A 19,119-nucleotide genomic window follows, 5' to 3' on the forward strand; every position below is an offset into this window, starting at 1 on the left:
CGCGGAAGCGTACAGGTTCTCCAGGTTGTCGGGGGGAAGGAGCGATACGGTCTCGAACACCTGCGCTATTTGTGACAGGATGCTGGGCGGCCGGGGCCGCCGGATGCCCCAGATGACCCGGATGACGGGAAAGGGAAGGGTGCGGCATGGAGTGGGATCGATACCTGGAGCTGTTCGAGCTGGACGTCGCGCGGCTGCGCGAGACCGGGGCCCGCGACCTGGGTGCGGCCGTGCCGAGCTGTCCCGGCTGGACGGCCGCCGACCTCCTCCTGCACGTCGGCGAGGTCTACCTGCACAAAGTCGAGATGATGCGCAAGGGCGTCTGGCCCGACCCGTGGCCGCCGGCGCCCGATCCGGCCGGGCCCGCCGCCTACCTCGACCGGGGCGCCGCCGAGCTGCGCGGCGAGTTCGCCGCACGCGCGCCGCAGGACAAGAGCCTCACCTGGTACGACCCCGACCAGACGGTCGGCTTCTGGATCCGCCGGATGGCGCAGGAGACGGTGGTGCACCGGGTGGACGCCGAGCTGGCGGCCGGTGAGACCATCGCTCCGATCCCCGACGATCTGGCTGTGGACGGCATCGACGAGCTGCTCGTGGTGCACTTCGCCTACTCCGTCAGCAAGTGGCCCGAGGAGTTCGGCGAGCTCCTCACGAGTTCGGACGGCCGCGCGGTGTCGATCGAGACGGGAGCGGAGCGCCGGCTGGTGCGTACGCGGGCGTCCGGGGTCGAGATCACCCGCGGGGAGCCGGGCTCGGCCGCGGCGTCGATCTCGGGGACGCCTCAGGAGGTGTTCCTGTGGCTGTGGGGCCGGGCGGACGGCGCGGCGCTGAGTTTCGCCGGTGACCTGGAGCTGGTGGAGCGGTTGCGCGCGCTGCTCAAGGTCGCCACGCAGTAGGGGCGAGGTGTCAGCGGGCGCCGGCGGTGGCCCCGAGGACCTCTCGGAGGCGAGCGGCGTAGGCGCGGGGATGGCTGGTGTTGCCGTTGTGGCCGCCCGGCAGACGCACCAGCTCGGTGCCGAGCAGCTCGGCCAGCGCGACGGCGCACTTGTGGTCGAAGACCGAGTGCGGCGTGGTCAGCCCGGCCGCGGGCAGGATCGGCGCCGGGCATCCCGGGAAGTCGAGCTCGTCCTCGATGACGGCGGTGAAGTCGTGCCTGAGGAAGAAGTCGAAGTTCGCCCGCCGCCGGGCGTCCATGGGCTGCGGCGTCAGGCCGGGCTCGGCGTCCTTGGTGATGCCGAGCACGCGTGGCACCTCCTCGAACGCGGCGGCCAGGCCCTCGTCGAGGTAGAGGGCGCGCAGCTCGGCCAGCTCCGCGCGGTGCCGGTCGCGCTCGGCCGCGGGCAGCAGCCAGGGTGAGACGGGCTCGTGGGCGATGAGCAGGCTGAGCTGCCCGGGGTGCTCGACGGCGAGGTGGAGCCCGATGGAGGCGCCCAGGCTCTGGCCGAGCATGAGCACGGGCTGGTCGGTGAGGTGGGCCAGGAGCCGGTGCACGTCGTCGGCGTGCTGCCGCACGCTCACGCCCGCATCGGGGTCGTCGATGGTGCTGCGGCTGAGCCCGCGCCGGTCGTAGGTGATCACCGTGTAGGCGTCCTGGAGCCGGTCCACCAGGTCCACGCTGCGACCGGCGTCGCCCTCGCCGCTCTGTGAGATCAGGAGGAGCGGGCCCGTCCCGCGGATCTCGTAGTAGATGCGGCCGCCCGGCACGGTCAGAAAGTCTGAGGTCATGGCGAACATCATAACCCATCATTTTTGATGTATCAAGTTTGATGGATTAAGCCCGCAGCCCCGGGATCAGCCGCGCCGCCAGCTCCTCCAGGACCGTCACCGTCTCGCTCACGCGGTCGGGGTCCTCGGTGCCCAGCGCGGCGGCCAGCGCGGCGTCGATGGGCGTGTCCCTGACCTGCGTCACGCGCTCGGAGACCTCGGGCGCCTCCCGGATGATCGTCCGGCGCCGGTCCCGGGGATCGGTCTCGGTGATCACCGCGTCGACCGAGCGCAGCCGCGAGATGGAGGCGGACACGGCGCTCTGCGGCAGGCCGGTACGGGCGGCGATCTCGCCCACGGTGGTGCCGGGGTGGCCGCGCAGGTCACTCACCACGATCAGGACCGTGCGCACACTCGTGGAGTGCTCGCCGATGCCCTCGGCCGGCATCGCCTCCTCGCCGATCTTCATCAGTGTCCGGCCCAGCAGGAACAACTCGACCCCATTCACCTTCAGCAACATACAGCCACGGATCGGTAGGGTCCTGTGACGTGACGACGGAGTTGGAGCACCTTGCCGCCCGCCTGCGGGAGTTCGCCCGGGTGCGGGAGTGGGAGCAGTTCCACACGCCGAAGAACCTGGCGATGGCGCTCGCGGGTGAGGTGGGGGAGCTGGTGGCGGAGTTCCAGTGGCTCACCGCCGAGCAGTCCGCGAGCCCGGAGCCCGACGCGCTCGCCCGGATGCGCACCGAGCTGGGGGATGTGACGCTCTACCTGGTACGGCTGGCCGACGTGCTGGGCGTGGACCTGATGGAGGCGGCGAGGGCCAAGCTCGACGACAACGAGCGCCGCTACGACGCCGACCTCTACCGCGGCTCGGCCAGGAAGGCCCCGCCTTCCTGAGCGCGATATGCGCTTTTCCCGAGCAATAGCCGCACATAGGGTGACCAGCATGCGTTTTGGGGTGCTGGGGCCGCTGGCCGTATGGACGGACGCCGGGGAGACCGTGACCGTTCCCGGTCTCAAAGTACGGGCGCTCCTCGTTGACCTGCTCGTCCACGAGGGCCATCCGGTGTCCGTGGACCGGCTGGTGGACGACCTGTGGGGCGAGGATCCGCCGGCCAACCCGGCGGGCGCGCTCCAGGTCCGCGTCTCGCAGCTGCGCAAGGCGCTCGAAGACGCCGAACCCGGCGCCAAGAACCTGGTCGTCTCCCGCGCCCCCGGCTACCTGCTGCGCTCGGACGAGGGCGCGGTGGACGCGGTCAGGTTCGCCGGCCTGCTGTCGAAGGCCGAGGCCGCCGACAGCCCCAGGGCCAGGGCGGGGCTGCTGGCCGACGCGCTGGCCCTGTGGCGGGGGCCGGCGTTCGCCGACTTCGCGGACGAGGAGTACACCAGGTCGGCCGTGGTCCGGCTCGAGGAGCAGCGGCTGTCGGCGCTGGAGCAGCAGGCCGAGGCGCGGCTGGAGCTGGGTGAGCACGGGCTGCTCGTCGGCGAGCTGGGCGACCTGGTGGCCCGGCATCCGCTCAGGGAGCGGCTGCGCGCCGTACACATGCGGGCTCTTTACCGCGCGGGGCGGCAGAGCGAGGCCCTGGCCGGTTACGGCGAGCTGCGCGAGCGGCTGGCCGACGAGCTCGGGCTCGATCCCGGGCCCGAGCTGGTCGCGCTCCACCAGGCGATTCTCGGTCAGGACCCGGCGCTGAGCGTGCCCGCTGAGCGGCCGGTGACGAACCTGCCCACCCCCGTCAGCAAGCTGATCGGCCGGGACGAGGCGCTCGCCGAGGTGTGCGCGCTGGCCGGGGAGGAGCGGCTGGTGACGCTCACCGGCAGCGGCGGGGTCGGCAAGACCCGGCTGGCGCTGGAGGCGGCCAACCGGCTGGTGGCCGACTTCGCCGACGGCGCCTGGCTGGTCGCGCTGGACCAGGCGTCCCGCACCCCGGTCGAGGCCACGATGGCGGCCCTGGACATCAGGGAGGACGCCGGCTCGGGCGACGCGGCCGGGCAGCTCGCCGCCGCGATCAAGGCCCGGCGGATGCTGCTGGTGCTGGACAACTGCGAGCACGTCGTAGAGCAGGTCGCCGAGCTGGTCGAGCTGCTCCTGCGGGCCTGCCCCGGCCTGCGGATCCTGGCCACCAGCAGGGAGCCGCTGGCCGTGGACGGCGAGGTGCTGTGGAGCGTGCCCCCGCTCGACGTGCCCGCAGCGGCCGACCTGGCGACGATGGCCCGATCCGACGCGGTCCGGCTGTTCGTGATCCGCGCCGCCGCCTCCGTCCGCGGCTTCACGCTCGACTCGGGCAACGCGCAGGCGATCGCGCAGCTCTGCCGGCGGCTCGACGGCATCCCGCTGGCGCTGGAGCTGGCCGCGACCCGGGTGCGGGCGCTCGGCGTGCACGGCGTGGTGAGCCGGCTGGACGACCGGTTCCGGCTGCTGGCCTCCGGGCAGCGGGGCGCCCACGCCCGCCAGCAGACGCTGACCGCGGTGATCGACTGGAGCTGGGACCTGCTGTCCGACGAGGAACGTCTCGTGCTGCGCCGCCTGGCCGTGCACGCCGACGGCTGCACGCTGGAGTCCGCCGAAGGCGTCTGCGCGGAGGCGGGGCTCGACGTGCTGGACCTGCTGGCCCGCCTAATCGACCGGTCGCTCGTGGTCGTGACCGACGCCCCGGCGGGCGTCAGGTACCGGCTGCTCGAATCGGTGTCGGAGTACTGCCTGGCCCGGCTGGCCGACGCGGACGAGCTCGATCGGGTACGTCTCGCGCACCTTCGCCACTACCTGGCGCTGGCCGAGGCGGCCGAGCCCGAGCTGTACGGGCACGGGCAGCGGGAATGGCTGCTGCGCCTGGACGCCGAGGCCGCCAACATGCGGGCGGCCCTGGACACCGCGGTCGCCCAGGAGGCCGGCAACGAAGCGGCCCGCCTGGTGAACGCGCTGGCCTGGTACTGGGTCCTGCGCGCCCGGCTGGCCGAGGGCCGGCGCTCCCTGGCGGCGGCGCTGTCGATCGCCCCGGAGGCCGGGGGAGCAGGGGGAGCGGTGACGCCGAGCCAGGCCAGGGCGGCGGCCTGGCAGGCCGGGTTCACGCTCCTGGTGGGCGAGCAGATCGACTGGCGGCCGGCGCTGGAGGCGCTCGTCGATCCCGGCGAGCGGGCCAGGGCCGAGCTGTTCATCAGCATGCACATCCACAACATGCCGACCGGCCAGGAGCTGGTGAGCAAGGCCCTGGCCACGTTCCGGGCGGTCGGCGACCGATGGGGCATCGCCGCCGCGCTCAGCAGGCAGGCCAGGGACGCGTTCACGCAGCGCGACAACGACGCGCTGGAGCGGATCGGCGGGGAGAGCGCCCGCCTGTTCACCGAGCTCGGCGACCGCTGGGGGCTGCTGCAGGCCACCGAGTGGCTGGGCGGGCTGGCCGAGATGCGGGACGACGGGGAGCAGGCCAGGCGGCTGTTCGGCGAGGGGCTGCGGATGGCCGAGGACCTCGGGCTCTGGTCCGAGGTGGCCACGCGGACCGCCTGGCTGGGCTGGGTCGCGATGCAAAGCTGCGAGTACGACCGCGCCATGGAGCTCTGCGACCGCGCCATGAAGCTGGCCCGCGGCCAGGGCTACAAGGAGGGCGAGACCATGGCCGAGATGGGCCTGGCCTTCGCCGCGCGCCGGGCGGGACGCCTGGACCTGGCGGAGACGCACCTGCGTCACCTGCTCGAAGGCGTGCCGCGCGGCCCCGACGTGGACCCCCTCATGCACGTGCCGTCCACGCTCATCGAGCTCGGCCACCTCACCGAGCTGCGCGGCGATCCGGCCACGGCCCTGGACCTGCACATGGAGGCGCTGGCCGGAGGGCGGAAGGTCGGCGACCCGAGGACGATGGCGGGCGCGGTGGAGGGCGCGGCGTCGGCCTCCGGCCCGACCGAGCAGGCCGCCAGGCTGCTGGGGCTGGCGGCCGCGGCCAGGGACCACCATCAGACTCCTGCGGGGCCGTCGGAGCGGGAGGAGATCGAGCGCGTCACGGTCCGGGTGCGCGACGCGCTCGGGCAGGAGGCATTCGCGGCGGCGTACGAGGAAGGCGCCGCCCGCAAGCTCGACGAGACCCAGGACCTACTGCGCTGACCTACTGCGCTGACCTGCTGCGCTGGCCTGTTGCGCTGACCTGCTGCAACGACCTGGGGCTCTCGATCGGGGGCCTTACTCGACCTGCGCGGCCAGGCGGTCGAAGAACTCGGCCCAGCCCGACCTGGCCTGCTCGGCATGCTCCTGGTCGGTGTTGACGCCGTACTGGTGGAAGCGCATCTCGGTCTTCCCGTCCGCCTCCACGAGCTGGATCGTCACCACGGACGCGGGCGCGTCGCCGGGCCGGTCCGGGTCTCCGGTGGTGAACACCAGCCGCCCCGGCGCCTCCACCTCCCGGTACGTGCCGTCGAGCGTCACCTCGAACCCCTCGTCGCCCAGCAGCGAGGCCCGCCAGATCCCGCCCGGCCGGGCGTCCAGGGTGATCCGGCCCACCGGCGTGGCCAGCGAGGCGGGCCCGAACCAGCGGGAGAAGCGCTCGGGCTCGGTCCAGGAGGCCCACACCAGCTCACGGGGGGCGTTGAAGACGCGGGTGATGCCGTACTCGGCGGTCTGGGTCATCGCTTCGTCCTTCGCGATCGTCGTCGATGACACCAAGGTGCCGGGCCGGGCTTACGATCCCCTTCTCGTGGCCTTAAGACGCGTGACAGTGTGGACGCCATGAGGATCATCCGCGCCGCAAAAGTGCTCACGGGACGCCCCGGAGAGGTCGTCGCGGACGGCGAGGTGCTCATCGACGGCGACAAGATCGTCTCGGTCGGGCCGCGCGGCAGCGCGGGGGAGGCCCCGGAGATCGTCGAGCTGCCCGGCCACACGCTGCTGCCCGGGATGATCGACGCGCACGTGCACCTGGGGTTCGACGACAAGGTCGATCCGGTGACGCGGCGCAGCAGGGAGAGCGACCACCACCTGCTGCTGCGGATGGCCGAGAACGCGCGCAAGCTCGTCTCGGCGGGCGTCACCACCGCCCGCGACCTCGGCGCGCGCGGCTTCCTCGACCTGGCCCTGCGCGACGCGATCGAGGATGGCCTGGCCGTCGGGCCGCACCTCCTGGCCGCCACCAGGCCCATCACCATCACCGGCGGCCACTGCTGGTACATGGGCGGCGAGGCCGACGACGAGCCCGCGATCCGCCGCGTGGCCAGGGAGAACCTGCGGGCCGGAGCCGACTGCCTGAAGGTGATGGCCTCGGGCGGCCAGATGACCCCCGGCGCCCCGCCGAGCTGGGTGCCCCAGTACACCACCGGGCACCTGCGCGTGGTCGTGGAGGAGGCGGCGACGCGCGGCAAGGGCGTGGCCGCCCACGCGCACGCGGCCGCGTCCATCCAGAGCGCCGTCGAGGCCGGGGTCACCACCATAGAGCACTGCACGTTCTTCACCCCGGCGGGCCACCGCTACGACGCCAAGGTCGCCGACCTGGTCGCGGCCGGCGGCACCTACGTGTGCCCGACGGTGCACGGGGTGCTCTGGCGCTCGCGCGACGTGTTCGGGCCCGAGATGATCGACGACTGGCTGCGCACGGTCGCGGCCATGCGGGACGCGGGGGTCCGGCTCATCGCGGGGACCGACGCCGGGTTCGCGGTCGCCGGCGTCGAGAACCGTACGGACGGCTATGTCGGCGGGCTGGAGACCTTCGCGCAGGCGGGGTTCGCCAACGCGGAGATCATCGAGATGGCCACCGTGCGGGCCGCCGACGCGTGCGGGGTCGGCGCGGTCACGGGCAGCCTGGAGGCGGGCAAGCGGGCCGACCTGATCGCGGTCGAAGGCGACCCGCTCGACCGCATCGCCGACCTGCGCAACCTCGCCCTCGTCCTGGTCTCGGGGCGCGCCGTCACCCAGGCGGGCGTGGACACGGTGACCTCGTCCGTCGGCTGAATCCGCACGTCATCTCACGAAGGAGCCTGCATGCTGCCCTGGTCCGCCGAGCTGGCCGGTCGCCTGGAGCACCACGTCATCGACAGCGCCCTGCTGCGCGGCAACCCCCTGGGGGATCCGCACGAGCGGCCGCTGATGGTCTACGTGCCGCCCGGCTACGACGACGAGCCCGACCGGCGCTACCCGTCCGTCTACGTGCTGCTCGGCTACACCGGCCACGTCGCCATGTGGATGAACCGGGTGCCCTTCCGGCAGCCCTACCCGGAGCTGGCGGACGCCGTGTTCGCCGGCGGCGACACCCCGCCCGTCATCGTCGTGTACGTGGACGCGTGGACCTCGCTCGGCGGCAGCCAGTACCTCGACTCGCCGGGCACCGGCCGCTACCACTCCTACCTGCGCGACGAGGTCGTCCCCTGGGTGGACGAGCACTACCGGACGATCGCCGGCCGCGACCACCGAGCCGTCACCGGCAAGTCGAGCGGCGGCTACGGGGCCATGGTGACCGCCATGCTGGCTCCCGACGTGTTCGGGGCGCTGGCCACGCATGCCGGTGACGCGTTGTTCGAGGTCAGCGGGCGGATCGCGTTCCCCGGGCTGGCCCGCAGGCTACGCGACATGTACGACGGCTCCTACGACGCCTTCCTGGCCGACTTCCGCGGCCGGCTGGCCGGCACCAAGGAGGGCGACCTGGAGCTGCTGGAGATGTACGCCTACGCGGCCGCCTACTCCGCCGACGACGACGGGAAGGTGCACATGCCGTTCGACGACACCGGCGCGGTCGTGCCCGAGGTGTGGCGGCGCTGGCTGGCCCGCGATCCCGTCGTGATGGCCGGCGAGCCGCGCTACGCCGAGGCGTTGCGCTCGATGCGGGCGATCTGGGTGGACGCGGGGAACAGGGACGAGTATTTCCTGGACGCCGGCGCCGTCGCGTTCCGCCGGGCGCTGGAGGCGGCCGGCGTACCGGATGAGCGGGTCTATTTCGAGCTCTTCGACGCCGGTCACGGCGGGATCGAGTACCGCTACCCGCTCGCGCTCGCGTGGCTCGCCCACCGCCTGACCGGCTGAGCCCGGCGGAGGGCCGCCACCTGCCACGCCGGGCATCCCCTTGCCGCTAGGCTGCGCGAATGGACTCAGGGGAACTGAAGGATCGGGTACGCGAACTGAGGGCTCAGGGCCGCTCCCCGAAGGAGATCGCCCGCGCGCTGAAGGTGTCGCCCTCGGCCGTCGCGCCGCTCGTGCGCGCGATCGCCGCGGAGAGCGCCGAGAGCGCGGGCGACGGCGAGCCCGACGTGGTCGGGTGCTGGATCAACGTCGGCTGGAGCGCGGGCCTCGGCGTCGATCCCGCGCGCGGCTGGGTGGACGAGGCTCCCGGCTCGGGCATGGAGGGCATGGTGTGCGTGCTCGTCGCCCGGCGGCACACCTGGGACCGGATGACGGTCGCCGGCTACCTCGCCGACGTCCGCTGCCTCGGCGTGAAGAACGCCATCGGCCCCGACGTGCTCGACGACCGCGAGCTGCGGCGTTTTCGCGAATACTTCTTCGGCGAGTACGCCGGCTGGCAGGAGGCGCCGATCGAGCTGGCCCAGCACCTGGTGTTCGGGTCCCTCGACTACGCGCGCACGCTCGGGTTCGAGCCGCACGAGGACTTCGCGCCCGCGTCCGACGTGCTGGGCAAGTGGGAGGGCGACGCGGCGATCACGTTCGGCCGTGACGGCCGGCCCTTCTACACGCCGGGCCCGTACGACGACCCGGCCAGGGTGCTGCGGACCCTGCGGCGCACGCTCTCCGACGACGAGTTCGACTACGTCATCCCAGCCCAGTGACCCGCATCGTCAGGTTGAGCCGGCCGGAGGCGAGCCCGCTGGCGGGGTCGCCGGTGCCCGGATAGACCTTCGGCACGCCGTGATAGGCGAGCCGCGACGGCCCCCCGAACACGAACAGGTCGCCGGAGGCGAGCCGCACGTCGGTGTACGGGCGGCCGCGCGTCTCGGTGTTGCCGAAGCGGAACAGGCACGTGTCGCCGATGCTGAGTGACACCACCGGGGCGTCGGACTTCTCGTCCTTGTCCTGGTGCATGCCCATCTTCGCCTGGCCGTCGTAGAAGTTGATCAGCGCGGTGTCGGGGTCGTAGGTGTCGTCGGGGCGGCCGTACGCGCAGGCCAGGGCGCGGCGGCCGAGGTCGCCGAGCCAGGCGGGGAAGTCGGCCACCTGGCGGTCGTTGACGTCGTGGGCGACGCGCGTGTAGACGTACGGGCGCCAGTGCCAGCCGACGCAGACGGTCTGCACGGACATGACGCCGCCTCTGGGGAGCACGGTGTGCCGGATCGGCACCGGGCCCGTGGCCCAGTCGCGGCACGCTCGCACCAGGTGGCGCTGCTCGTCGAGGGTCAGCCAGCCGGGCACGTGCACCGCGCCGGGGGCGATCTCCCGCATGGGTAGTGGGATCACGATGGCTCCCGAAATATCACGTTACGGCCGATCTGCCAGCCGTTTCCGTCATGGTCGGCTCCACGCATGCCTTCCAGTGTCCCAGGCGCGGCCAGGGCGACCGAGCGGGCGGTGGACGCGAAGCCGTACGTACGGGCCGGGTCCCAGTCCGTGCTCAGCCGCAGCCGCTCGCTCATCCTGGCCCACCCCAGCGGCGCCCCCGCCACCACCCAGGCGTCCGGCTCGCCCGTCGCGAACCGCCTGGCCTGCCGCAGCCACGACGCCGCCTCCTCGGGCCAGCCGACCACCGCGAGCACCGTGCCGGGCCAGGCGGCCGCGAACGCCTGCGCCACGTTCGCGGCAGCCCGGCCGTGCCCGATCACGACGGCGCGCGCCCGGCGCTCGTGCAGCAGCTCGACCACCTTCGCCAGCTCGGCGGCCGTGGGCGCACTCCGCCAGCTCCGGTACGCCTCCGGCAGGCACACCGCGCACGGGCGGTAGCCCGCCGCCAGCGCGGTCCCGGCGTCGGCGAAGAACACCCGGTGCCGGACGTAGCCCCCGCGCGCGATGGCCCGCAGCGCCGACGGGCAGTCGAGCCGCCCGTACAGGCGGGCCTTGCGGTGCCCGCCCAGCGTGCCGGGCACCGGGCCGGCGTGCGGGCGGCCGTCCGCGCCGATCAGCGTGAACGTCATGCCGCGTCGTGGAAGACCAGCCCGAGCGTGTGCCGCAGGCCGGATCGTACGGTGCTCACGCCGTGCCGCACGGGCGAGGCCGACCAGCCGCGCGCGGACCGCACCGGCCGGTCGCGCGTGGTGAAGATCAGCCCGTGTCCCTGGGGCAGCAGGGTCACCGTGCCCCGCGACTGGGCTCGTGGCCGCTGCTCCACCAGCAGGAACTCGCCGCCCGCGTAGTCCTCGCCCGGCCGGTCGAGCCCGATCACGACCTGCAACGGGAACACCAGGTCCCCGTAGAGGTCGCGATGCAGGGCGTTCCAGTCGTTCTGCTTGTAGCGCAGGAGGATGGGCGTCGGCTTGCGCTGCCCGGCCTCGTGGCACATGCCGAGCCACTCGCCGAAGTCGTCCGGCCAGGGCGCGGGCTGCCCGAGCCGGGCCGCCCAGTCGCGGGCGATCGGCAGCAGGTACGGGTAGAACGCCGCGCGCAGGTCCTGGACGAGGGGCGGGAAGGGCCGGTCGAAATACCGGTACTGGCCGGACCCGAACCGGTAGCGCTCCATGTCGATCGTGGAGCGGAACAGCCCGGCCCGGTCGTACAGACCGGAGATCTCCCGGCACTCCGCGTCCGTCAGCACCTGCGGCGTCAGCGCGCAGCCGACGGAGTCGACCTCCTCCGCCAGCTTCGCCCAGTCGGCGGCACCCACCTTCCCGGCCCGCGGCCCGGCTCCGGGCGCCGGCGGCACGTACGACGTGGTGAGGCTCAGCTGCTCGGCGGTCATGACACGCTCCAGAGCTGCGGCTGGAGCACGCCTTCGAGCGTGAGCAGGTCGTGCTTGCGCCCGAGGCCGCCCGCGTAACCGGTCAGGGCGCCATCGGCGGCGACGACGCGGTGGCAGGGCCGCAGGACGAGCAGCGGGTTCGCGCCGACGGCGGCCCCGACGGCGCGGATGCGGTCGCGCGGCGCGCCGATGCGCGCGGCGATCGCGCCGTAGGACGTGGTGGTCCCGTACGGCACCGCCGCGACCTCGGCCCAGACCCGCTCCTGGAACTCGGTGCCAGACGAGAGGCAGGGCAGCTCGAAGGAGGTGCGCCCACCCGCGAAGTACTCGCCGAACTGCCGCTCGGCCTCGGCGAACGCGCTGGGCACGCGCCGCCACCCGGCCGGCACGCCCACGTCGAACGACACGCGGGTCAGCACCGAGCCGTCGCCGGCCAGCAGGATCTCGCCCAACGGGCTCTCGATCGTGGTGTAGATGTCCATACTCTCTACAACACCGGCCGCCCCCGGAAAGTCAGCGGTTTTCGGACGTCGCGGCGGCCTTCTCCCCGGCAGGTCAGGTGGACGATCAGCGGCCCGCGGCGTACGCTCACCGCAATTTCGAGCGAGGCGTGAGCGAGGAGCAGGCATGGCCGAGTCGCGAGAGCACACCTTCACCGGCGTCAGAGGGCTCAACACGGTCCGCGAGTGGCCCCATGACCGGCCGCGATACGTCGTCGTGCTGGTCCACGGCTACGGCGAGCACATCGGACGCTACGAGTACGTGGCCGACCGGCTCGTCCGGCACGGCGCCGCCGTCTTCGGCCTCGACCACATGGGCCATGGCAGGTCGGCGGGCGACCGGGTGCTCATCGAGGACTTCGAGGACGTGGTCACCGACGTGCACACCGTCGAGGAGCGCGCGCGGGCCGAGCACCCTGGCGTGCCCGTCGTGGTGATCGGCCACTCGATGGGCGGCATGATCGCGGCCCGCTACGCCCAGCGGTACGGCGCGGGCCTGGCCGCGCTCGTGCTGTCCGGGCCGGTGATCGGCGACTGGGCGGTGGTGCCCGCGCTGCTGGCCTTCGAGGAGCCGCCGGACATCCCCATCGACCCGGCCACGCTCTCCCGCGACCTGTCGGTGGGGGAGGCGTACGCCGCGGACCCGCTGGTGTGGCACGGGCCGTTCAAGCGGGCGACGCTGGAGGCGTTCGCCACGACGCTGGCCGAGATCGCCAAGGGCGGGACGTTCGGGGCGCTGCCCACGCTGTGGGTGCACGGGGAGGAGGACGAGCTCGTCCCGCTGCCCGGCAGCCGGGGCGGCATCGAGGCCGTGCGGGGCTCGGACCTGACCGAGCGGATCTACCGGGGCGCCCGGCACGAGGTCTTCAACGAGACGAACAAGGACGAGGTCCTGGACGACGTGATCGCCTTCATCGACCGCGCCCTGAGCGCCTGACCCATCTGCCACGTCCCCTCGGACGTACCGGCCGCGTGCGCCGGGCTCACTGACGAGCGACGGCGCACCCAGCCCGCGTTGGCGGTCAACGGACGGGCAGCCACACGTGCCCGGCCGATTTCGCGGTCAACGGACGGGCAGCCACACGTGCCCGGGCCGATTTGGCGGTCAGCGGACGGGCAGTCACACGTGCCCGGGCCGATTTGGCGGTCAGCGGACGGGCAGCCACACATGTCCCGAGCCGCGCGTGCGGGTCAGCTCGATCTTCCAGCAGCCCCGCTTCGGGAAGACGAGCCCGGTGCCCCACTCCTGCCCGGGCCGCCGCCAGCTCGACCCGCCGTGCTCCTCGGGCCCCCAGGCGAGCTTGGCGGCGGTCCCGTCGGGGAGCGTGGCCTTGACCGTCAGCGGCCCTTCACCGGTCATCCGCCACACGATCTTGACCTCCTCGCCATGGGAGAGCGGCGGCTCCTTCACGAACAGCAACCCCCACAACTCAGCGTCCTTGGCAACGCCCTGCACCTCAGGAAACCCCTCACCCAGGCGAACCGGAGTGCCATCACACCCGGTCCCGGTGACGACCGGACCCACCTCACCACTCGGCCCGGCCTCCGGCCCCGAGCTGGCACTCGAAGCCGGGCTGAGACTCGAACCGGAGCTCGCGCTGGGACCGGAGCTCGCACCGGAACCAAGACTGGGAGTGGGACTGGGACTGGGACTCAAGGCGGATCCCCCCGCAGGAGCACCAGCCGAGCACCCGGTCAACCCCATCGCCGCCACCACAGCCACGACCACCGAAACCACCCCCACACCAGTGCGCAGCGGCGACGGAAGCACCCCAGCTCCCTCCATCGACGACCTCATCAAACGAACCCCCTTCTCCTCGACCTCTCTACTCCGGCCCGAGCCAGAAGGTTCCGAGACCGAGGATGGAGATTCGGCCGGTCGTGAAAGGAGGCTATGGACCGCCCAGGATCGGCAACATCACCGACGACGGATGTCCGGCACCATGGAAGATCTCGAACTGGGTCGTCCGAGTGCGTACGGCCCGGCCCACCGGCTCCCCGGTCCCGTGATTGCGGGCGTACCTAGGGAACGCCCCGCCCGCCACCTGCACCCGGAGCCGGTGCCCGCGCAGGAACCGGTACCCGGTCGGATGCAGCTCGATCTCGGCCTGGACCACCCCTTCACTCCCCGCTGGGAGCCGGAGGATGCCGTCGGTGACGTTCCGCGACACTCCGTCCGCATCGACGTCGCAGAGCCGTACGAAGACGTCGGCGTACCCGGTGTCGGTCCGGACGTACACGGTCGCGGAGACGGGACCGATCAGGTCGAGGTCCCGGGGGAGCGGCGCGCTCGTGTAGACCAGCACGTCGGGGCGGGACTCGATGTCCCGGTTGTCGCGCTGCTTGGCCTCCTGCATGGACAGGAGTGGCCCGCCGACCGACCTGGTGGGATGAGCGGGATCGTACGTGAAGGTGTCGGGGTCGCTCTCGCCCGGCGCGTCCCAGCCGAGCCCGCGGTGGGGCAGCAGGTAGAGGGGCGTGGGGGTGGACTGCGGCGGCGGCCACCGGTCGAAGTCGAGCCACCGGTCGGCGCGCTGGAGGTAGAGCCGTACGGGCGAGCGGTGGAGCTGGGCGCTGTCGCCGAGCAGATGCGCCGACAGCCACGACACCTGGTCGGACACCTGCGCCCGCAGCGCGCCCAGGTCGTGCCCCCAGGGGCCGATCGTGATCCGGCTGCGCCGCCCGGCCTCCCGCAACGCGGCGAAGTCGCGCAGTTGCGCGGGCAGGAACAGATCCCACCATCCGGTGACCATGCTGGTGGGAGTGGTCATCTTGACGGCGGCGGCGCTGTTGTCGGTGTCGGCCCAGAACGCGTCGCCGGGCTCGGCGTGCGCGGCCACCTCGCGCAGGAACGGCACTTCCTTGCCGATCGCGGCCACGTCGGAGGTGTCGATCGGCACGTGCGCCATGGCCCGGCGCACCCGGCGCTCCTTTCGCGGGTTGGGCAGCATGCCGCCCAGCGGGGCCTCCTCCTGCGTGCCGATCAGCGCGGTCCAGGTCAGCATGTTGTGCAGGGCGAACACCCCGCCCGGATAGAACGTCGTCGTGAACTCGCTCGCCGTGACCCCCAGGCACATCGCCTCCAGCGGGGGATCGAGGTGCGGGCCGATCGCCCACTGCGTGTAGCCGAGGTAGCTCGCCCCGGCCATCGCCAGCCGGCCGTCGCACCAGGGCTGCTCGCGCAGCCAGGCGGCCGTCGCGAGCCCGTCGTCCTTCTCCTGGTGGAAGGCCGAGAACCGGCCGCCTGAGCCGAAGGTGCCGCGGGCGTCCTGCACCACGACCTGCAGGCCGCGACTGGCCAGCACGCGCCCGGTCACCTTGGAGTCGAGCCGGTGCTTGCCGTACGGGGTCCGTATCAGGACCACCGGCAGCGCCTCGGACCCGCGGGGGCGGTAGCGGTCGGCGAGCAGCACGACGCCGTCGGGCATCGGGACGCGCAGGTCACGGGTGACCTCGACGTCGGGCGTCGTGGGCTCGGGCAGTCCGAGATAGCGGTCGAACAGTCTGCTGAGCACGCTCATGGCAGATCCTTTCGCTCCGGCCCCCAGCGTAAGGCTCACTTTCCCCATCGAAACGGTCCAATAGCCGCAGCAGCGCATCTTTCCTCACCGAACTCTCCATCCGGCACCGCTCACCTGACCTCTCTCCGAGGTCCGGCACATCCCGAAAGTCGGTGCCGGGCAGGCCGATGATTTTTCCCGTGCCTGGGGGTCTGCATCTGCGAGGAGGCGATATGAGCGGTCAGACACAGGCATTGGTCGCGGGTGTGGCATTGCTGGAGCGGGCGATCGACTACGCGCGCGGAGCCTTCCGCGTCGTGAGCCCGGCAGCGCTCTGCCGCACCACCCCCTGCGCGGGCTGGAATCTCCAGACGTTGCTCGCGCACATGAACGACTCCCTGCAAGCCCTGAACGAGGCCGCCACCGGCCACATCGGCTGGCAACAGCGACAACCGGTGTCGCGTACGCCGTCGGCGCTCCTCCTCCGGGACAGGGCGACCGAGACGCTGGGCCTATGGGCGGGCACGCTCTCCGACCACCTGGTCTCGATAGACGACCGCCACCTGACGAGCCCGATGGTGGCCGCCGTGGGCGCGATCGAGATCTCCGTGCACGGGTGGGACGTGGCCAGGACCTGTGGCGAGCACCATCCGATCCCGCCGCTCATGGCCGAGGAACTGCTCGACCTGGCCCACCTGTTCGTGACGCCGGCCGATCGGCCCGACCGGTTCGCCCTGCCGCTGAGCGTCCCGGCCTACGCTCCGGCGCAGGACCGCCTCCTCGCCTACCTCGGTCGCGACCCGGCCTGATCCGCGCCGCAGCCCGGTTTCGAGGACAGAACAGCCGAGCCCATCCAGCATTTCCCGCTCATAGGCCGTACGATCATTCCGTACGCATTGTCCGACCGCTCACGCGGGCACGGCCCCCCTCCCACGACCCACAATCGCCCGGCCGGTACGGTGAGAAGATCGTCAGCGGGCACCGGCCGCAGCAGAACCACGACGCGAGCTACGCCGTGCCAGGCGGATGAGACCCGTCCGGCCCGGTCCGCGGGATGGCGAAATATCCGATCGCCGCGACCAGGCCGGCCAACGTGGTGGCGACGACCGTTCTTCGTGCGGCCGTCGCCACCACCACTTTCACCCCACACCCACATCAACCGCCCAGCACACCCACCGTCCTGTGTGGCCGCCATCTCATGTGGTCACCATCTCGTGCAGCCCTGCCCGCCCCGCCATCTCGTGCGGCCCGCCGTTCCGTCCGAGCCCTCTGAGGCCCGCCATCCCGCGCAGCCCACCGTTCCGTCCAGCCTTATGCGGCCCCGCCGTTCCGTCCCATCCCTGTGAGGCCCGCCATCTCGTGCGGCCCGCTGTCTGTGGGACCCGGCATTCCACGCTGCCTGTGCGGGTTCGCTTGGGCGTCCGTGTCCGCAGGGTGTGGCCTGTTGTCCTGCGCGCCCGCCGCCCGGCCGGTGTCGCCTGTCGTCCTACGCGCCTGTCGCTCGTCGGATGTGGTGCACCCTCCCGTGCGGCCCGCTGTCCGTCCGGCGTGATCTGCCGTCCGTGCGCCCGCCGTCCGGCCGTGCGGTACGTCGTGCTCTACGGCCGGCGTCCACCCCGTGCGGGCCGCGAGCTTGTGCGACCCCACACGCGTGCGGCCCCACAAGCTCGTGGTGCGCACGCGGGTGGGGCCCCACCGTCGTGCGTCACTCGGCTCCGTGCAGTGTGGCCAGCACCTGCTCCCCATACTTCGCCAGTTTGTTCTCGCCCACGCCGTTCACCCGGCTCAGCTCCACCAGCGAGGACGGCGACAGGGTGGCGATCTCGCGCAACGTCGCGTCGTGGAAGATGACGTACGCCGGAATGCCCTGCTCCTTCGCGATGCTCGCGCGCCAGGCGCGGAGGCGTTCGAAGACCGGGGCGGCCTCGGCGGGCAGCTCGGCCGCCGGCTGTGCCTTCGACGAGGCCGTCTTGGCCCGAGCCGGTCGATGCGCGTCGCGGCGCAGCAGCACCTCCCGCTGCCCCCGCAGCACCGCCGCGCTGTCGTCCGTCAGCACCAGGGCCCCGTAGTCAGACTCCACGGCCAGCAGCCCCTGCGCCAGAAGTTGCCGCACCACTCCGTGCCACTCCGCGTTGCCGAGGTCGCTCCCGACCCCGAACACGGTCATGCTGTCGTGCCCGTGCTGGAGCACCTTGGCGGTCTTCTTGCCGAGCAGGATGTCCACCACCTGCCCCACTCCGAACTTCTGCCGCTTCTCCCTGGCCAGCCGCAGCACGGTGGACAGGACCTTCTGCGCCGCGACCGTCCCGTCCCACGACTCCGGAGCCGTCTGGCAGGTGTCGCAGTTGCCGCAGGGCTCCGAGCCCTTCTGGCCGAAGTAGTCGAGCAGCATCACCCGGCGGCAGGTCACGGTCTCGCACAGCGCGAGCATGGCGTCCAGGTGAAGAACCTGGCGCCGCCGGTGCGCGTCGTCGCCCTCCATGGCCATCCGCCGGTGCTGCACCACGTCTTGCAGGCCGTACGCCATCCACGCGGTCGCGGGCAGCCCGTCGCGCCCGGCCCGCCCGGTCTCCTGGTAGTAGCCCTCCACCGACTTGGGCAGGTCGAGGTGGGCGACGAAACGGACGTCGGGCTTGTCGATGCCCATGCCGAACGCGATCGTGGCCACCACGATCAGCCCGTCCTCGCGCAGGAAGCGGGACTGGTGCGTGGCGCGGGTGCGGGCGTCCAGCCCGGCGTGGTACGGCACCGCCGCGATGCCGTTTTCCTGCAGGAACTCGGCGATCTTCTCCACCGACGAGCGCGACAGGCAATAGACGATGCCCGACTCGTCGGGATGCTCGGTGCGCAGGAACTCCAGCAGCTGCCGCTTCGGCTCGGCCTTCGGCGTGATGCGATAGTGGATGTTGGGCCGGTCGAAGCTGGCGACGAAGTGGCGGGCCTGGTCGAGGCCGAGCCTGGAGGAGATCTCCGCGTGGGTGGCCGGGGTCGCGGTCGCGGTCAGAGCGATGCGCGGCACGTCCGGCCAGCGCTCGTGCAGCTCCGAGAGCCCGAGGTAGTCGGGACGGAAGTCGTGACCCCATTGCGCCACGCAGTGGGCCTCGTCGATGGCGAACACCGAGATCTCACCCTTGGCCAGCAGCCGCATCGTGGCGTCGACGCGCAACCGCTCGGGGGCGAGGTAGAGCAGGTCGAGCTCGCCCGCCAGGAAGGTGGCCTCGACGAGCTGGCGTTCGTCGAAGTCCTGGGTCGAGTTGAGGAACCCCGCGCGTACGCCCAGCGCCCGCAACGCGTCCACCTGGTCCTGCATCAGTGCGATCAACGGCGAGATGACCACGCCCACGCCCGGGCGCACCAGGGCGGGGATCTGGTAGCAGAGAGACTTGCCGCCGCCGGTGGGCATGAGGACGAGCGCGTCGCCGCCGGCCACCACATGGTCGATGATCTCCTGCTGACCCTCCCGGAACGAGTCATAGCCGAAGACACGGTGCAGAGCCTCGATGGGGGTATCCATGCGGCTACCTTACGTGTTCGGGGGCGGTGTGTTCGGTCAGTTCGCCGACGGCGATCGCGTCCCACCAGTTTGCCCCCTCACACCTCCGC

18 protein-coding genes are annotated in these 19,119 nt (G+C 72.2%); 8 read left to right on the forward strand and 10 right to left on the reverse strand.

The annotated features are described in order from the left end of the window. Window positions 1–146 precede the first annotated feature (146 nt). Entirely contained in the window at window positions 147–896 is a 750-nt protein-coding gene (locus ETD85_RS34100; protein ID WP_138693936.1) for a maleylpyruvate isomerase family mycothiol-dependent enzyme, read from the forward strand. A 10-nt stretch (window positions 897–906) separates the two neighbouring features. On the opposite strand, the gene ETD85_RS34105 is transcribed toward ETD85_RS34100, so the two are convergent. After that, window positions 907–1,725 (reverse strand): alpha/beta fold hydrolase, encoded by an 819-nt coding sequence (locus ETD85_RS34105; protein ID WP_170246982.1) that lies wholly within the window; start codon window positions 1,723–1,725, stop codon window positions 907–909. Window positions 1,726–1,771: 46 nt separating this feature from the next. After that, window positions 1,772–2,212 (reverse strand): MarR family winged helix-turn-helix transcriptional regulator, encoded by a 441-nt coding sequence (locus ETD85_RS34110; protein ID WP_240779611.1) that lies wholly within the window; start codon window positions 2,210–2,212, stop codon window positions 1,772–1,774. A 41-nt stretch (window positions 2,213–2,253) separates the two neighbouring features. On the opposite strand from ETD85_RS34110, the gene ETD85_RS34115 reads away from it, so the two are divergent. Together ETD85_RS34115 and ETD85_RS34120 are read left to right on the forward strand one after the other, a co-directional pair. Beyond that, window positions 2,254–2,604 carry a nucleotide pyrophosphohydrolase gene (locus ETD85_RS34115; RefSeq protein WP_138693938.1) on the forward strand — a complete coding sequence of 117 codons (351 nt, stop codon included), beginning with the start codon at window positions 2,254–2,256 and terminating at the stop codon, window positions 2,602–2,604. A 49-nt stretch (window positions 2,605–2,653) separates the two neighbouring features. After that, window positions 2,654–5,803: an AfsR/SARP family transcriptional regulator gene (locus ETD85_RS34120; RefSeq protein WP_138693939.1), complete on the forward strand. Its 3,150-nt coding sequence runs from the start codon at window positions 2,654–2,656 to the stop codon at window positions 5,801–5,803. A gap of 75 nt (window positions 5,804–5,878) precedes the next feature. Here the strand turns inward: ETD85_RS34120 and ETD85_RS34125 are convergent, their stop codons facing one another. Next, window positions 5,879–6,322, reverse strand: a complete 444-nt coding sequence (locus ETD85_RS34125; protein ID WP_138693940.1) for an SRPBCC family protein — start codon at window positions 6,320–6,322, stop codon at window positions 5,879–5,881. Between the two features lie 99 nt (window positions 6,323–6,421). On the opposite strand from ETD85_RS34125, the gene ETD85_RS34130 reads away from it, so the two are divergent. Genes ETD85_RS34130 through ETD85_RS34140 form a run of 3 tightly spaced genes read left to right on the forward strand, consistent with a single transcriptional unit; the run spans window position 6,422 to window position 9,459 of the window. Then, a complete protein-coding gene (locus ETD85_RS34130) occupies window positions 6,422–7,636 on the forward strand; it encodes an amidohydrolase family protein (RefSeq protein WP_138693941.1) in 1,215 nt (404 codons plus the stop codon). A 30-nt stretch (window positions 7,637–7,666) separates the two neighbouring features. Continuing rightward, window positions 7,667–8,701, forward strand: coding sequence for an alpha/beta hydrolase (locus ETD85_RS34135; RefSeq protein ID WP_138693942.1), 1,035 nt, complete (start codon window positions 7,667–7,669; stop codon window positions 8,699–8,701). A 59-nt stretch (window positions 8,702–8,760) separates the two neighbouring features. After that, window positions 8,761–9,459 (forward strand): helix-turn-helix domain-containing protein, encoded by a 699-nt coding sequence (locus ETD85_RS34140; protein ID WP_240779612.1) that lies wholly within the window; start codon window positions 8,761–8,763, stop codon window positions 9,457–9,459. Here the strand turns inward: ETD85_RS34140 and ETD85_RS34145 are convergent. Genes ETD85_RS34145 through ETD85_RS34160 form a run of 4 tightly spaced genes read right to left on the reverse strand, consistent with a single transcriptional unit; the run spans window position 9,443 to window position 11,998 of the window. After that, entirely contained in the window at window positions 9,443–10,069 is a 627-nt protein-coding gene (locus ETD85_RS34145) for an alpha-ketoglutarate-dependent dioxygenase AlkB family protein (protein WP_138693953.1), read from the reverse strand. The two genes, ETD85_RS34140 and ETD85_RS34145, sit on opposite strands and share 17 nt — an antisense overlap. 11 nt (window positions 10,070–10,080) lie before the next feature. Then, window positions 10,081–10,755 carry an Ada metal-binding domain-containing protein gene (locus ETD85_RS66055; protein WP_138693943.1) on the reverse strand — a complete coding sequence of 225 codons (675 nt, stop codon included), beginning with the start codon at window positions 10,753–10,755 and terminating at the stop codon, window positions 10,081–10,083. Further along, entirely contained in the window at window positions 10,752–11,516 is a 765-nt protein-coding gene (locus ETD85_RS34155; protein ID WP_138693944.1) for a 2OG-Fe(II) oxygenase, read from the reverse strand. Before ETD85_RS34155 ends, ETD85_RS66055 begins: the two co-directional genes overlap by 4 nt. Further along, window positions 11,513–11,998, reverse strand: coding sequence for a methylated-DNA--[protein]-cysteine S-methyltransferase (locus tag ETD85_RS34160; protein ID WP_138693945.1), 486 nt, complete (start codon window positions 11,996–11,998; stop codon window positions 11,513–11,515). The genes ETD85_RS34155 and ETD85_RS34160 overlap by 4 nt, the downstream gene beginning before the upstream one ends. Window positions 11,999–12,143: 145 nt before the next feature. Between ETD85_RS34160 and ETD85_RS34165 the strand changes: the two genes are divergently transcribed. Continuing rightward, window positions 12,144–12,953: an alpha/beta hydrolase gene (locus tag ETD85_RS34165; RefSeq protein ID WP_138693946.1), complete on the forward strand. Its 810-nt coding sequence runs from the start codon at window positions 12,144–12,146 to the stop codon at window positions 12,951–12,953. Window positions 12,954–13,163: 210 nt separating this feature from the next. Here ETD85_RS34165 and ETD85_RS34170 read toward each other — a convergent pair whose 3' ends face one another. After that, window positions 13,164–13,445, reverse strand: a complete 282-nt coding sequence (locus tag ETD85_RS34170) for a hypothetical protein (protein ID WP_138693947.1) — start codon at window positions 13,443–13,445, stop codon at window positions 13,164–13,166. 463 nt (window positions 13,446–13,908) lie between these two features. Further along, window positions 13,909–15,537, reverse strand: a complete 1,629-nt coding sequence (locus ETD85_RS34175) for a CocE/NonD family hydrolase (RefSeq protein ID WP_206058943.1) — start codon at window positions 15,535–15,537, stop codon at window positions 13,909–13,911. A gap of 212 nt (window positions 15,538–15,749) precedes the next feature. Here ETD85_RS34175 and ETD85_RS34180 point away from each other — a divergent pair, with 212 nt between their 5' ends. Next, window positions 15,750–16,325: a TIGR03086 family metal-binding protein gene (locus ETD85_RS34180; RefSeq protein ID WP_170246983.1), complete on the forward strand. Its 576-nt coding sequence runs from the start codon at window positions 15,750–15,752 to the stop codon at window positions 16,323–16,325. Window positions 16,326–17,221: 896 nt separating this feature from the next. On the opposite strand, the gene recQ is transcribed toward ETD85_RS34180, so the two are convergent. Beyond that, window positions 17,222–19,030 carry a DNA helicase RecQ gene (gene recQ, locus ETD85_RS34185; RefSeq protein ID WP_138693949.1) on the reverse strand — a complete coding sequence of 603 codons (1,809 nt, stop codon included), beginning with the start codon at window positions 19,028–19,030 and terminating at the stop codon, window positions 17,222–17,224. Between the last annotated feature and the right edge of the window lie 89 nt (window positions 19,031–19,119).

Origin of the sequence: Nonomuraea zeae, assembly GCF_005889725.1 — a bacterium.
Classification (GTDB): Bacteria; Actinomycetota; Actinomycetes; order Streptosporangiales; family Streptosporangiaceae; genus Nonomuraea; species Nonomuraea zeae.